The organism is Nonomuraea sp. KM90, from assembly GCF_052246675.1.
In the GTDB taxonomy this organism is placed as follows: Bacteria; Actinomycetota; Actinomycetes; order Streptosporangiales; family Streptosporangiaceae; genus Nonomuraea.
In genome coordinates this window covers 260,079-273,542 of sequence record NZ_JBQQCB010000004.1, presented here as the reverse complement: position 1 = coordinate 273,542, position 13,464 = coordinate 260,079, and the positions used below count along the sequence as shown (strand labels likewise).

Below are 13,464 nucleotides of genomic sequence, written 5' to 3'. Positions count from 1 at the left end.
GACCCAGCAGGTTACCGTCACTCACTTGTTCAGCACCGCCTCCAGCACGGCCTTTGCGATCGGCGCGGCGGTGTGCCCGCCGGTCGCCTCCGCGCCGACCTTGGCCGCTCCGGACTCGACGATGACCGCGAGGGCCACCTTCGGGTCCTCGGCGGGCGCGAAGGAGATGAACCAGGCGTGCGGAGGCTGCCCGTTCGAGGTCTCCGCAGTGCCTGTCTTACCCGCTACTTGGACGCCTGGGACCTGCGCCAGGTTGGCGGTGCCGTTGTTCACGACGCTCACCATCATCTCGCGCAACTTGCCCGCCGTCTCGGAACTGACCGCTTCGGTCAGCTCATCGGGCTTGGCCTCCTCGATCGTCTCGCCCTTGGCGTCAGTGATCTTGTTGACGAGGTACGGCTTCATCACCGTGCCGTCATTGCCGATGCCCGCGGCGATCATGGCCATCTGCAGCGGCGTCATCCGGTTGCTGCGCTGCCCGATCGAGGCCATCGCCAGGGCCGCCTTGTCCTCCTCGGGACCGAAGTCGCTCGCGGCCACCGACATCGGCACGGCGAGCGGCTCGCCCATGCCGAACTTCTCGGTCTGCTCGTTCATCTTGGCGTAGCCCAGCTCCATGCCCATCGAACCGAAGGGCGTGTTGCAGGACCTCTCCAGCGCGTAGATCAGGGTGACCTGGCCGCTGCCGCAGGCCGCGCCGCCGTAGTTGGGCAGGCTGATGTTGGTGTTGGGCAGCGGCAGCCGCTGCGGGGCCTCCACCGTGGTGTCGGGGCCGCGCGAGGGGTCGTCCTCCAGGAACGCCGCCGCCGTCACGACCTTGAACGTCGACCCGGGCGGGTATGTCTGGCCGATGGTGCGGTTGAGCAGCGGCTGGCTCTTGTCCTTGGCCAGCTCGTCATAGCGCTTGAAGACCGGGTCCTTCTCGGTGCCGGACAGCTCCGCGGGGTCGTACGTGGGCAGCGACACCATCGCCAGGATCGCCCCGGTCTTCGGGTCGAGCGCCAGCACGGCCCCGCGCCTGCCGCTCTGCCGCAGCGCGTCGTAGGCGGCCTTCTGCGCCTTGGGGTTGATCGTGAGATCGACGTTGGCGCCCTTGGTGGGCTCGCCCGTGAACAGGTCGATGCTCCGCCGCAGCAGCAGGTCAGCGCTGGAGCCGTCGAGCAGCTTGTTCTCGGTGCCCTCGATCGCGCTCGCGCTCTCCGGCGAGAAGAAGCCGGTGACGTGCGCGTAGAGCTTGCCCTCGGCGTATTTCCTGACGAACCGGAAGTTGTTGCTGTCCGTCTCGACGGACTGCGCGATCACCTTGCCGCCGGCCGTGATGCGGCCGCGCTCGATGGCGTAGCGGTCGTAGTAGTTGCGGGTGTTGCGCGCGTCGGTACGCAGCCCCTCGGACCGCACGGCCTGGACGATGTTCACGTTGATCATCAGGAGCGCGAACATGGCCAGGCAGGCCACGGCCACGCGCTTCAGGGTGCCGTTCATCGCTGGAACACCTGCGTCAGTCCTTCGTTCTGGATCGCCTGGGGTGGGGGGCGTCTCGCGGCATCTGACGTTCGTACCAGGAGCGCGATAAGGATCCAGTTAGCGAGCAGCGCCGAGCCGCCCTGGGACATGAACGGGGTCACCAGGCCGGTCAGCGGGATGAGGTTGGTCACGCCGCCGACGATGATGAACACCTGCCAGGCCAGGATGAACGACAGGCCGCCCGCCAGAAGCTTCGAGTAGGGGTCGCGGGCCGCGAGCGAGGTGCGCAGGCCACGCTGGACGATCAGCGCGTAGATCATCAGGATCGCCATCAGCCCGGTCAGGCCGAGCTCCTCGCCGGTGGCGCTGAAGATGAAGTCGGAGAAGGCCAGCGGGATCAGGTCGGGGTGACCCTGCCCCAGGCCGGTGCCCAGGATGCCGCCCGCCCCGAGGCCGAACAGGCCCTGCATGATCTGGAAGCTGCCGCCGAACGCGCGATCGTAGTATTCGCTCGCACCCGGGTTGAGCCAGACGTCGAAGCGGTCGCCCACGTGGGAGAAGATCTGCCCGGCCAGGAACGCGCCGCCGACGAACAGCAGGATGCCGATCAGCACCCACGAGGTGCGCTGGGTGGCGACGTAGAGCATCACCACGAAGCCGCCGAACAGCAGCAGCGACGAGCCCAGGTCCTTCTGCAGCACCAGCACGCCGATGGCGATCGCCCAGGTGATCAGCACCGGACCGAGGTCGCGGGCCCGGGGCAGGTCGATGAAGAGCAGCCGCCGCCCGGCCAGCGCCAGCACGTCACGCTTGGCGACCAGATAGCCGGCGAAGAAGATGACCAGCGCGATCTTGGCGAACTCGGCCGGCTGGATCGTGGCGGCGCCGAACCCGATCCAGATGCGCGCGCCGTTGATCTCCTTGCCCAGCCCCGGCACCAGCGGCGAGATGAGCAGCACGACGCCGATCAGCCCGGCCGTGTAGGTCAGCCGCTGCAGCGTGCGGTGGTCGCGCAGCACCAGCAGCGTCACGGCGAAGAGCACCACGCCGATGCCGGTCATGATGATCTGGTTGGTGGCCGAGGCGCCCGCCTGCATCCTGGAGCCGGAGTTCTCCAGCCGGTAGATCATCACCAGGCCGATGCCGTTGACCAGCGTCACCAGCGGCAGGATCAGCGGATCGGCCCACGGGGCGAACTTGGCGAGCACCAGGTAGGCGGCCAGCATCAGACCGCCCAGGCTCAGGCCGTACGTCAGCATGCCCGCGGGCACCTGGCCGTCCATCGCCAGGCCCACGTTCGCGTACGCGCCCATGACGATCAGCACCGCGAGCGCGAGCATGACCAGCTGAGCCCCGCGCCGTTTGGCCGGCATCGGGACGGGGGAGACGGCGACTTCGCTCATCTACTGCTGTTTCGTCTTGGTCGCGGTGGCGGTGGGCGTGGGGGTCGCGCTCGCCCCCGTGGAGGTCTCGCTGTCGTCCTTCGTTTCCTGGGAGAACTTCAAGCTGTTGATCCTCGTGATGCCTTCGGCGAGGGTGGTGACGGGAATGCCGCTCTTGATCAGCGCCTGGTCGGCCTCGGACAGCTGGGAGAGCTGCTTGCCCGTGGGCTTGGAGACGTGGAAGAGCGGGAACGGACCCACCTCCCTCTTGATCCCCTGGTACACGACCACTTCGTCGCCCCTAGCGCCGACGAAGAACTGGTCCTGAGTCCACTGGTATCCAAAGTAACCGCCGACGCCGGCGCCGACGATGCCTATGCCGAGCACGGTGACCAGCACGGGCCACACTCGACGACGCTTCCGGGACCGCCGGGGCGCCGTCTCGGCGACCGGCTCATCGAATTCGTCGTCGGTGAGCACCGGCTGGGGTGCGGTCACCGCGCCGGCTCGCCCCGGCGAGGTGTCCTGCGGGTTCCCGCGCAGCCGGTTCATTCCCGCAGCGCCGACGACGGCGGCCTCCACGGGCACCAGCTGCCCATCGGTGATCTCCAGCACGTCGGCCAGGACACAGGTGATGTTGTCGGGCCCGCCACCCCTGTTCGCCAGGTCGATGAGCTGGCGGACGACCTCCTCCGGGTCGTCGATGTTGGTGAGCGTGGCGTGCAGCGTCTCCGCGCTCACCACACCGGACAGGCCGTCGGAACACAGCAGGTAGCGATCGCCCACCTGCGCCTCGCGGAGCGTGAGATCGGGATCGACCTCGCCGCTTCCGTCGAGCGCGCGCAGCAGGATCGAGCGCTGCGGATGTGTGGCCGCCTCTTCCGGCGTGATGCGCCCGTCGTCGACGAGTTGCTGCACCAGCGTGTGGTCATGCGTGATCTGGTAGAGCTCCCCGCGTCTGAGCAGGTAGGCGCGCGAGTCGCCGACGTGCACCAGGGCGACCTGGGTGCCGTGCCAGAGCATGGCCGTGAGAGTCGTGCCCATGCCTTTGAGGCTGGGATCCCGCCCCACCATTTCGTGCAGCTTGCGGTTGGCGTCGCGTACCGCTGCCTCGATGGCGTTGAGCAGGTCACCCCCCTGTTGGGCCTCTTCCAGAGAGGCCATGGCGGCGATGGCGACTGAGCTCGCCACCTCGCCGTGTGCGTGCCCGCCCATGCCGTCGGCGACAGCGAGCAGGCGGCCGCTAGCGTACGCCGAGTCCTCGTTCCCTTCGCGGAGGAGGCCGACGTCCGAGCGGGCGGCGTAGCGGAGTGCGATGGTCATTTGCGCAATTCAATGACTGTCTTGCCGACGCGGATCGGAACACCGAGCGGCACCGGGGTCGGGCGGGTGACTTTCGAGCGGTCGAGATACGTGCCGTTGGTGGACCCAAGATCTTCCACGATCCATTGACCGTCCTGAGGGAAGAGCCGGGCATGCCGGCTGGAAGCGTAGTCGTCGGTGACTACCAGCGTGGCGTCATTGGCCCGGCCAATGGTGATGGGCGTCTCCGTGAGGTTAATGGTGGTGCCTTGGAGAGGGCCACCCGTAACGATGAGCTGGCGTGGCTCGCCCTTTTTGCTCTTGGGCTTGGCCACCGGTTTGGCGGGTTTCACGGCTTTGCGTGCACCCGCGGAAGCCGTGCGTGAACCGAACAAGTCAGTCCGGATCACGCCGACTGCGGCAATGACGAAGAACCACAGCACCGCCAGGAAAGCGAGCCGGATCAGCAGCAGCGTGAGCTCGGACATGGACCGTCTGTCTACCCCTAATCGCGCCGGAACACCAGAGTCGTACGCCCCAGAGTCACTCGCGTGCCGTTCTGGAGCTCGATCCTGCGTACCGGCTGGCCATTGACAAAAGTACCGTTCGTCGACCCCAGATCGACCAGGACCACGAGCTGGCCCTCGACGCGTAGCTCCGCGTGGTGCCGCGAAACGCCGGGATCGACCAGACGAAGATCGCAGTCGGTGCCCCTGCCGAGCAAGGTCACCGGAGTGGTCAGCTCGTAAGAGCGGTCACCCTGCGGGTCGTCCTGGGTGGAGACGAGCAGCCGCGGCCGCCCGTTGAACGCGTGCGGTCTCGACGGAGGCAGGTCGCTCGCCGGCTGGCGGATCTCGTCCTGCTCGACCGTCGCGCCGCGGATGACCCCCGACCGGATGCGGAACAAGCCCACAGCCAGATCGCCGGCGGTCTCGAAGCGGACCCGGACCGGTCCCACGAAGGAGTAGCCCTGCTCCTTGGCGTACTCCCTGGCGAGGTTGGCCAGTTCGTGGCTGATGCTGTCGGCGTAGACCTCAAGCCGTTCGCTGTCGGTCGTGGACAGCTCAACCACGAAGTCGTTGGGCACGAGCGTGCGACCTTGAGCGACGATCGCCGCACGCTCATCCATCTCCCGCTGAACCGCGCTGGCGACCTCGACCGGCTGAAGGTCAGATTTGAACGCCCGCGCAAAGGCTCCCTCAACCAAGCCTTCGAGCCTTCGCTCGAAGCGCTGAAGGACTCCCACCGGGTACCTCCCTTCCTCCGTGCATATGATCGCGGCCCCCAGACGCTTCCGGCGCCCGGTTTCCGCCCGTTCCACGGGACGGTGTCCCTGGCGCTCGTCGGCAGTCGCGCCCAGCTCCTCCGCTCCCGTGTCTTATGCGATCGTATCCGGGTTCAGTACCAGTGGCTGTTCCGTGCTAATGTTCTTTCCGCACCCACAAGGGCGGGTGGCGGAACGGCAGACGCGCACGGTTCAGGTCCGTGTGTCCGAAAGGACGTGAGGGTTCAAATCCCTCCTCGCCCACTCGGTGACTGGGGACTCTTGGTCGCAAGCCTTATGGCTTGCTTCCTCGGGTCCCCTCGTCATATCCATCCGGGGGATGACCCCCGGACCCCCAGCGTTTGTCGCTGGCGCTCCTGGGGAGTTTCGCCCCCAGACCCCCCGACACACCCTCGCGGTTGCGTCCTTGGCAGCTTGGCGAAGTGCTGGGCGGATCGCAAGGGTGCGGGTCTTTCTTTTCAAGAACCTGTTGGTAACGGCTGTGGCCGCCCTTCGGACTGTAGGGCCGGGTGGTTGCAAGGTGGTTTCTTGGCACTTGCGTCCTGCCCGGCCCTCTGTGTTTTAGGTCACAGCCGCTCTTGTGTCCAGTAGTTCGCCCACCAGGTCGGTGAGGCTCACCATTCCGATGACTGTCTTCTCCTGATTCGTCACCAAAGCCAGGTGGGATCTCTGCTCCTGCAAGATCGTCACTGCTTCCGGGACCTGGGTGGTGCAGGGGAGCTTCGGCAGGGGCCGCGACAGGTCGCTCGCCTTGCTCGAGGGGTTCAGGAGGGCGTCTCGGGCGTGCAGGGCGCCCTCCACGCCTGTCGGGCCCTCCACCAGGAGCCTCAGGTGGGTGCTGCCCGCTGCGGTGGATCTGATCTGGGCCGCCGTCGCGGTCAGAGGGACCTTCGTCGCCTGGTCTATGGGGACCATCAGGCGTTCTATGCCCTCGTCGTCCAGCCTCAGGGCTCTGGTCAGGAGGTCGTGCTCCTCCCTGTCCAGGAGGCCCATCCGGCCTGATTCGCCCACCAGCATGGCCAGCTGGCGAGGGGTTCTCGTGGTGGCCAGTTCGTCCCTCGGCTGGACGCCGAAGAGGTGGAGGATGAGGTTGGTCAGGGCGTTCAGGGCCGAGAGCAAGGGGCGCATCGCCGTGGTGAAGGCCCTGAACGGGAAGGTCAGCAGCAACGCCGCGCGCTCCGGGTGGGTCAGCGCCCATGACTTGGGGGCCATCTCGCCGATGACCATGTGCAGGAACGTGACCAACGCCAGGGCTATCACCAGGGCGATCGGTACGCGCATGGCCTCCGGGATCCCTATCGCGGCGAAGACCGGCTCCAGGTAGTGCTCGATCGCCGGCTCTGTCACCTGGCCCAGGCCCAGGGTGCACAGGGTGATGCCCAGCTGGGCGCCCGCGAGCATCAGGGAGAGCTGGCGGCTGCCGCCGGCGGCCGATTTCGCGGCCAGCCTGACCAGGCGGTTGCCGCCCACCGCCATCTCCTCCAGGCGGTGGCGCCGTGAGGAGACGAAGGCGAACTCGGCCGCCACGAAGAGGGCGTTGAACGCCAGGAGGGCGAGGCTGAGGATGATCATGGTCATCGGCGGGTCGCCTCCGCGTGCTGGACCGGTGTCAGGCGGACCCACTCGGGGACCCTGCGGTTCAGCGACATCACTGTCAGCTCCGCCAGGTGCTCACCGGTGTCCTGGGTGAACGGATCCGTTTCCGGGGTCACCGGGACCGTGATCGTGTCGCCGGCGTTCGGCATCCTGCCCAGCCTGGCCAGGACCAGGCCGGCGAGGGTGTCGTAGTCGCCGCTCTCCGGGAGCGCGATGCCCGTCGCGCGTTCGACCTCGTCCAGGCGCAGCCGGCCCGGGACCTCCCAGATGCCACCGGGGTGCTCCACCGCGCCGGCCGGCTCCGGGTCGTTCTCGTCCACCAGCTCGCCGACCAGCTCTTCCGCCAGGTCCTCGACGGTGATGACGCCCGCTAGGCCGCCGTACTCGTCCATGACGCAGGCTATGTCGTCCTTCGACGCTCGCATCCGGTCCAGGACCGCCGGCAGCGGGACCGAGTCGGGGACCAGGAGCGCGGGGCGGGTGATGGTGGCGATGCGGCCCTCGTCCAGGCCCGAGGCCAGGAGCTCGCGGACGCCTGTCACGCCCACCACGTCCCCGTCGTCGCCGAGGACCGGGTAGCGGGAGTGGCCGCGGGTGCGCATGGCGTCGAGGAGGTCAGAGATGGGCTGGGAGGCCCGCAGGACCACGACACGGGGGCGCGGGACCATGATCTCCTCCGCCGTGCGGTCGCCGAACTCCAGGGCTCGTTCGAGGAGGTCGGAAAGTCTCGGTGGCAGCTCGCCGGCCTGGGTCGACTCCGCGATGATGCGGGAGAGCTCCTCAGGGGTGGCGCCGTGCTCCACCTCCTCGATGGGCTCGATGCCGACGCGCCTGAGCAGGCCCGTGGCGGCCGAGTCGAACAGCCGCACCACCGGGCCCACGACCGCGAGGTAGACCAGCGTCGAACCGGCCAGGAACTTGGCCACCGGCTCCGGCCTGGCGATGCCCAGGTTCTTCGGGGCCAGCTCGCCGAAGACCATCTGCACGACGGTCGCCACGAAGACGCCCAGCGCCACCGAGATGCCGGTGACCATGGCGTCGGACAAGCCCGCGTCGGTCAGCCACGGCCGTACGAGGGTGGCGATCGCGGGCTCGGCCAGGAAACCGACCAGCAGTGCCGTGACCGTGATGCCCAGCTGGGCGCCGGAGAGCATGAAGGACAGGCGCGAGGTCACCTGGAGCGCCTTCGCGGCGGCGGCGTCACCCGCGGCGGCCTGCTCACGAAGCAGGCCGCGGTCGGCGGCGACGAAGGCGAATTCCTGGGCGACGAAGTAGCCGGTCGCCGCGGTGAGGAGCAGGAGGGCCAGCAGCCCGAGATAGGCGCTCACCGTGGTGAGCCCTCAGAGGAACCCGTGCCAGAGCACGGGCGAAGACTCCAGGGGTCCGGATCGGACACGATCATCCCTTCGATAGAGGTCGTCCATAACCGTAACGATGCTGGTGGCATCTATGTTTCCGCAGTGACTCTCCGCTGGTTCCGCGTACTTTTCCGTGGGAAAACCTTGGCGGAACGTCTTCACTGCTGGGGGGTTGGACGTAGCGTTTATGACAAAGCGAAGGGAAGAAGGCGAAGTGACCGAGGACGACCGGACACGAGCCATGCGCTCGCCAGGCGACGGCCGCCCGCTGCCACCACGGCCTGGTGACGGCCTGCGTTCCGGGGGCGCGCCCGCGCACCGGATGCCCGCCGGAGGGCCGGGAGCACCCACGCACAAGCTTCCCGCCGCCTCCCCGATTCCCGCGGAAGCCCCACCCGGGGCGGAGCCGCCCAGGGGCAGCTCGCGGGTGTACGGCCGGGAACGCGCCGGCAGCAGCCCCGTCAAGCCGTTGAAGTCGCGTGGCGAGCCCACCCCGAAGGGGCCGCGGGGGCCGCGCAAGCGACCGTCGGGGAAGACCATCCTGACGATCGTCGCCGGGTTCCTGGTGGTGGTGCTGGTGGCCGCCGTGGGCCTGGTCTTCTGGATCGACTCCAGGCTGTCGGGCATCGACGGCGTGCTCGACGACTACACGGGCCGGCCCGCCGACACCCCGGGCACCAACTGGCTGCTCGTCGGCTCCGACAGCCGCAAGGGCCTGACCGCCGCCCAGCGCAGGAAGCTGGCCACCGGCCGGGCCGCCGGGCAGCGTACGGACTCGATGATGCTGCTGCACATCCCCGAGGGCAGCGACAAGCCGACCCTGGTCAGCCTGCCGCGCGACTCGGCGGTCACCATCCCGGGCAAGGGGCGCGACAAGCTCAACTCCGCCTACGCCATCGGCGGCCCCAAGCTCCTGGTCCGCACCGTCGAGACGGTCACCGGGGTGCATGTGGACAACTACATGGAGATCGGCTTCGCCGGGTTCGTCGAGATCGTGGACGCCGTCGGCGGGGTCGAGATCAACGTCCGCGCGGCCGTGGACGACCCCAAGGCGGGCCTCAAGCTCAAGAAGGGCACGCAGCTGCTCACCGGCGGCCAGGCCCTCGGATACGTACGCACCCGCAAGGGTGGCGCGCTGCCCGACTTCGAGCGGACCAAGCGGCAGCGGCAGTTCCTCGGCGCGGTCGTGAAGAAGGCGGCCAGCCCGGGAGTGCTGCTCAACCCGTTCACCGCGATCCCGCTGGCGATGAGCGCCACGGACGCGGTCGTGGTCGACTCGGGCACGGGCGTGTTCAACATGCTCTCGCTGGGGCTGGCCATGGGTGACAGCCCGGTGACCACGGTCGTGCCGTTCGGCGGGAACGAGGTCATCCCCGCCGGTGGCACGGCCGTCAAGTGGGACCGGGCGAAGGCCCTGGCGCTGTTCAACGCCCTGAAGGAGGACAAGCCGGTGCCCAAGGAGGTCGTGGACGCCGGCTGAGCCGGTTTCGTCAGCTACTGCCGGCGGCCCCTGCCGTGGCCGCCGCGGTGACGGCGACCATGGCGGCGGCGTTGATGGCGGCGATGGTCTTGGCCACCGCGTCGGCCGCCCAGGCGCCCTCGGCGATCTCCTTGATGCGCGCCTTGTCGGCGCCGGGGAACGCCTTGCGGTCCAGCTTGGCCGCGTGCGTGATCGCGATCAGGACGGCCGTGCGGGCGTCGGGGTCGGCGCCCGCCAGGACGGCGGAGACCCGCTCCCTGACGTTCGCCTCGACCCCGGGGTGGGCCTCCGGCCAGCGCGAGACAGGGAAGATGCCCATCACCTTGACCCGCTCCTCCGTCAGCACGCCGGATGCGGCGAGGCGGGTCAGCAGGCGGTTGCGCAGCTTGCCCGACTGCAGCTTCTGCACCCACCAGGCCGGGTTCCTGGTGCCGCCCTTGGCGGTGATGAGGGCCAGGGCGGCGTCGAGCTCCTCGTCACCCAGCGGGGTCGGGTCCTTGACCGCCAGCTTCTTCTTCGACAGCTCCACCCGGTCGTGGACGGCCAGCTCGGCCAGGATCGCGCCGGCGAGGGCAGGATCGAGCTGGATGGCGCTGATCAGCGGCTTGCCCTGGTCTTCGCTGTGGGCCAGGAGGAGGAGCTCCTCGGCGATCGTCACCGTCATGCTTCGACACTAACCTCCCAGCCATGACCATCTCCGAAAAGTTGCACGCCATCGGGCGCCCGCTGCTCCAGGCCCAGATCGAGCACCCCACGGTGGCCGGGATCGGGCGCGGTGACCTGCCCGAGCCGGTGTTCCGGTCGTGGCTGGAGCAGGACTACCTGTTCCTGCTGGACTACGTGCGGGTGTTCGCCCGGCTGGCCTGGCAGGCGCCCGCGGCGCATCTGGGCGATCTCGTGGATCTGGCGCACACCACGTACCACGACGAGCTGAGGCTGCACCGGACGATGTCGGCGGAGTTCGGGGCCGATCTGGAGGGGGCGGTGAAGGGGCCGGCGTGCGCGGCGTACACGGCGTTCCTGCTGGAGTCGGCGGGGTCGTACGGGGAGGGGTTGGCGGCGCTTTATCCGTGCATGTGGGGATATTCGAGTCTTGGGCGGATTTTGGCGGAGAATCCGCCCGCTGAGCCGAGATATCGGGCCTGGGTGGACACGTACGCCGACCCCGGGTTCGAGGCGCTCACCGTGCGGATCGCGCAGATGATCGACGAGGCCGATCCCGACCCGGCGCGTGCCGAGGCCCTGTTCGCGGCGGGGATGGCACACGAGCTGGCCTTCTGGGACGTGCCCTAGACAGTACGGCCGGCACCGTACCCGGCACCGTAGTCTGGTGGCATGCCCGAACTTCCCGAAGTGGAGTCTCTCACCCACTTCCTGCGCGAGCGGGCGGTGGGCCGCACGATCCTGGGGGTCGACGTGGTCGCCTTCCAGGCGCTCAAGACGTTCGACCCGCCGGTCACGGCGCTCGGCGGGCTGACCGTCACCGGCGTGACCAGGCACGGCAAGTTCCTCGACCTCGACTGCGACGGCCTGCACCTGGTCATCCACCTGGCCCGCGCGGGGTGGCTGCGCTGGCGCGACGACCTCTCGGGCGCCAAGCCGGTGCGCCCGGGCAAGGGGCCGCTGGCGGTGCGGGTCAGGCTGGCGCCCGACGAGGAGGGCCTGGCGCCCGGGTTCGAGCTGACCGAGGCGGGGACGCAGAAGCGGCTCGCCGTCTACGTCACGAAAAATCCGGACGATGTCCCCGGCATCGCCGCCCTCGGCCCCGACCCCCTGGCCGATACGTTCACCGTCGACGCGCTCAAGCACATCGTGGGCGGCAACCGCACCCAGATCAAGGGGCTGCTGCGCGACCAGAAGATCATCGCGGGCATCGGCAACGCCTATTCGGACGAGGTCCTGCACGCGGCGAAGATGTCCCCGTTCAAGATCGCCGCGACGCTGACCGACGCGCAGGTCGCCGACCTGCACGAGGCCATCGTGACCACGCTGAGAGACGCCGTCGAGCGCGCGCACGGGCTGGCGGCCAAGGACCTCAAGGCGGAGAAGAAGTCGGGGCTGCGCGTCCACAACCGTGCGGGACAGCCCTGCGACGTGTGCGGCGACACGATCCGCGAGGTCTCGTTCGCCGACTCATCGCTGCAGTACTGCCCCACGTGCCAGACAGGCGGCAAGCCGCTGGCCGACCGCCGCCTGTCCAAGCTGCTCAAGTAGCGCTGCCGCTCAGCACCCGGTTCTCGTCGCGGACCCGGGAACGCAGGCCGGCGGCGGCGATGATCGCGGCCAGCAGGGTCGCCGTCACGGGCACCACCAGGGCCGTCCGCATCGCGGCCAGGCCCGCCTCGGCGCCCGTCGCCGTGCCCAGGGCGGCCACGTTGACCGCGGTCACCAGGGACAGGCCCAGGGCCGCCCCGAACTGGAACGAGGAGTTGATCAGCCCGCCGGCCAGGCCCTGCTCGTGCTCGGCGATGCCGTCCGTGGCCACGATCGTCAGCGGGCCGTAGACGAAGGCGAACATCAGGCCGATCAGCAGCATCGACGGCAGCATCGCCGCGTACGCCCAGTCCAGGCCCACCCCGAGGAACAGCGCGTACGCCAGCAGGCCCGACAGCAGGCCACCGAGCACGACCTTGGCGTTGCCGAACCGGTTGACCAGCCACGGCGTGAGCGTGGGCGCGAGCACCACGTCGGCGGCGGCCGCCAGCAGGGCCAGGCCCGTCTGGATGGTGGACCAGCCGCGCAACTCCTGGAGGTAGAGCGTGACCAGGAACTGGAAGCCGAAGAACGAGGCCGTGAGCAGGGCGGCCGTCAGGTTGGCCCGGACGAGCGGGCCCGAGCGCAGGATGCCGAGACGGACCAGCGGGACGGCGGAGCGGCGCTCGACGGCGACGAAGGCCGCGACCAGCGCCAGGCCGGCGGCGAAGACCGCCACGGTCAGGGGCAGGCCGTCGGACGGGTGCTCCAGGCGTACGACACCGTAGACCAGCAGCATCATCGCCCCCGTGATGCTCACCGCGCCCGCCACGTCGAACCCCCGCACCGCGGGGCGGGCCGTGGCCGGCTCCTTGAGCAGGGGGATCGCGGCCAGCAGGATGACCAGCGAGAGCAGAACGGGGGCGAAGAACACCCAGCGCCAGCCGATCGCGGTCAGCAGGCCGCCGATCACCAGCCCGAGCGCGAACCCGCCCGCCGCCGTGCCCGCGTAGATGAGCAGGGCCCGGTTGCGCTGCCTGCCCTCGGGGAAGTTCGTGGTGATCAGAGACAGGCCGGCCGGGGTCATGAACGCGGCGGCCACCCCCGTGACGAACCTGGCCAGCAGCAGCACCCAGCCCTCGGTCGCGAAGCCGCCGAGACCGGAGAAGAGCAGGAACACCACCAGCCAGAGCAGGAACATCCGCCGCCGGCCCAGCAGGTCGGCCGCCCGGCCGCCGAGCAGCATGAAACCGCCGTACCCCAGCACGTACGCGCTGACGACCCCGCTCAGCATGCTGGTGGAAAGCCCGAGGTCGGCCCGGATGGACGGGAGGGCGACGTTCAGCATGGCCACGTCGATGCCCTCCAGGAAGATGGCACCGCACAAAACGATCAGTACGCCCC

The 13,464-nt window shown here is 69.1% G+C and carries 12 protein-coding genes and 1 tRNA gene; 4 read left to right on the top strand and 9 right to left on the bottom strand.

All coding sequences use genetic code 11. The features are described 5' to 3' along the window. Window positions 1-21 precede the first annotated feature (21 nt). From ACTWPW_RS07615 to ACTWPW_RS07595, 5 genes are read right to left on the bottom strand one after another with little or no spacing between them, the layout of a single operon-like run. The gene (locus tag ACTWPW_RS07615) at window positions 22-1,482 is read right to left on the bottom strand and encodes a peptidoglycan D,D-transpeptidase FtsI family protein (RefSeq protein ID WP_443168271.1); all 1,461 of its coding nucleotides are present in this window, start codon (window positions 1,480-1,482) and stop codon (window positions 22-24) included. Then, window positions 1,479-2,867, bottom strand: coding sequence for an FtsW/RodA/SpoVE family cell cycle protein (locus ACTWPW_RS07610; protein ID WP_443168270.1), 1,389 nt, complete (start codon window positions 2,865-2,867; stop codon window positions 1,479-1,481). The genes ACTWPW_RS07615 and ACTWPW_RS07610 overlap by 4 nt, the downstream gene beginning before the upstream one ends. Continuing rightward, the gene (locus tag ACTWPW_RS07605; protein ID WP_375110356.1) at window positions 2,868-4,169 is read right to left on the bottom strand and encodes a Stp1/IreP family PP2C-type Ser/Thr phosphatase; all 1,302 of its coding nucleotides are present in this window, start codon (window positions 4,167-4,169) and stop codon (window positions 2,868-2,870) included. Then, a complete protein-coding gene (locus tag ACTWPW_RS07600) occupies window positions 4,166-4,636 on the bottom strand; it encodes an FHA domain-containing protein FhaB/FipA (RefSeq protein WP_364111383.1) in 471 nt (156 codons plus the stop codon). The genes ACTWPW_RS07605 and ACTWPW_RS07600 overlap by 4 nt, the downstream gene beginning before the upstream one ends. A gap of 17 nt (window positions 4,637-4,653) precedes the next feature. Then, entirely contained in the window at window positions 4,654-5,394 is a 741-nt protein-coding gene (locus ACTWPW_RS07595) for an FhaA domain-containing protein (protein WP_043619792.1), read from the bottom strand. Between the two features lie 199 nt (window positions 5,395-5,593). On the opposite strand from ACTWPW_RS07595, the gene ACTWPW_RS07590 reads away from it, so the two are divergent. Beyond that, a tRNA-Leu gene (locus ACTWPW_RS07590) sits at window positions 5,594-5,676 on the top strand. 318 nt (window positions 5,677-5,994) lie between these two features. On the opposite strand, the gene ACTWPW_RS07585 is transcribed toward ACTWPW_RS07590, so the two are convergent. Then, window positions 5,995-7,011 carry a hemolysin family protein gene (locus ACTWPW_RS07585; RefSeq protein ID WP_375110355.1) on the bottom strand — a complete coding sequence of 339 codons (1,017 nt, stop codon included), beginning with the start codon at window positions 7,009-7,011 and terminating at the stop codon, window positions 5,995-5,997. Then, window positions 7,008-8,357 (bottom strand): hemolysin family protein, encoded by a 1,350-nt coding sequence (locus ACTWPW_RS07580; protein ID WP_375110354.1) that lies wholly within the window; start codon window positions 8,355-8,357, stop codon window positions 7,008-7,010. Before ACTWPW_RS07580 ends, ACTWPW_RS07585 begins: the two co-directional genes overlap by 4 nt. 244 nt (window positions 8,358-8,601) lie before the next feature. Here ACTWPW_RS07580 and ACTWPW_RS07575 point away from each other — a divergent pair, with 244 nt between their 5' ends. Then, on the top strand, window positions 8,602-9,867 hold the full coding sequence (locus tag ACTWPW_RS07575; protein WP_375110353.1) for an LCP family protein: 1,266 nt from the start codon (window positions 8,602-8,604) through the stop codon (window positions 9,865-9,867). Between the two features lie 10 nt (window positions 9,868-9,877). Here ACTWPW_RS07575 and ACTWPW_RS07570 read toward each other — a convergent pair whose 3' ends face one another. Next, the gene (locus ACTWPW_RS07570) at window positions 9,878-10,531 is read right to left on the bottom strand and encodes a GOLPH3/VPS74 family protein (protein WP_375110352.1); all 654 of its coding nucleotides are present in this window, start codon (window positions 10,529-10,531) and stop codon (window positions 9,878-9,880) included. Window positions 10,532-10,554: 23 nt separating this feature from the next. Between ACTWPW_RS07570 and ACTWPW_RS07565 the strand changes: the two genes are divergently transcribed. Next, the gene (locus ACTWPW_RS07565) at window positions 10,555-11,160 is read left to right on the top strand and encodes a TenA family protein (protein ID WP_375110351.1); all 606 of its coding nucleotides are present in this window, start codon (window positions 10,555-10,557) and stop codon (window positions 11,158-11,160) included. 42 nt (window positions 11,161-11,202) lie between these two features. Next, window positions 11,203-12,081 carry an Fpg/Nei family DNA glycosylase gene (locus ACTWPW_RS07560; RefSeq protein ID WP_443168269.1) on the top strand — a complete coding sequence of 293 codons (879 nt, stop codon included), beginning with the start codon at window positions 11,203-11,205 and terminating at the stop codon, window positions 12,079-12,081. Here the strand turns inward: ACTWPW_RS07560 and ACTWPW_RS07555 are convergent. Further along, the gene (locus ACTWPW_RS07555; RefSeq protein WP_443168268.1) at window positions 12,074-13,447 is read right to left on the bottom strand and encodes an MFS transporter; all 1,374 of its coding nucleotides are present in this window, start codon (window positions 13,445-13,447) and stop codon (window positions 12,074-12,076) included. The two genes, ACTWPW_RS07560 and ACTWPW_RS07555, sit on opposite strands and share 8 nt — an antisense overlap. Window positions 13,448-13,464: the final 17 nt, after the last annotated feature.

Coding starts and splice junctions, on each gene's coding strand:
- ACTWPW_RS07610 (WP_443168270.1), bottom strand. CDS start 2,867: ATGAGCGAAGTCGCCGTCTCCCCCGTCCCGATGCCGGCCAAACGGCGC.
- ACTWPW_RS07615 (WP_443168271.1), bottom strand. CDS start 1,482: ATGAACGGCACCCTGAAGCGCGTGGCCGTGGCCTGCCTGGCCATGTTC.
- ACTWPW_RS07570 (WP_375110352.1), bottom strand. CDS start 10,531: ATGACGGTGACGATCGCCGAGGAGCTCCTCCTCCTGGCCCACAGCGAA.
- ACTWPW_RS07565 (WP_375110351.1), top strand. CDS start 10,555: ATGACCATCTCCGAAAAGTTGCACGCCATCGGGCGCCCGCTGCTCCAG.
- ACTWPW_RS07600 (WP_364111383.1), bottom strand. CDS start 4,636: ATGTCCGAGCTCACGCTGCTGCTGATCCGGCTCGCTTTCCTGGCGGTG.
- ACTWPW_RS07585 (WP_375110355.1), bottom strand. CDS start 7,011: ATGACCATGATCATCCTCAGCCTCGCCCTCCTGGCGTTCAACGCCCTC.
- ACTWPW_RS07605 (WP_375110356.1), bottom strand. CDS start 4,169: ATGACCATCGCACTCCGCTACGCCGCCCGCTCGGACGTCGGCCTCCTC.
- ACTWPW_RS07560 (WP_443168269.1), top strand. CDS start 11,203: ATGCCCGAACTTCCCGAAGTGGAGTCTCTCACCCACTTCCTGCGCGAG.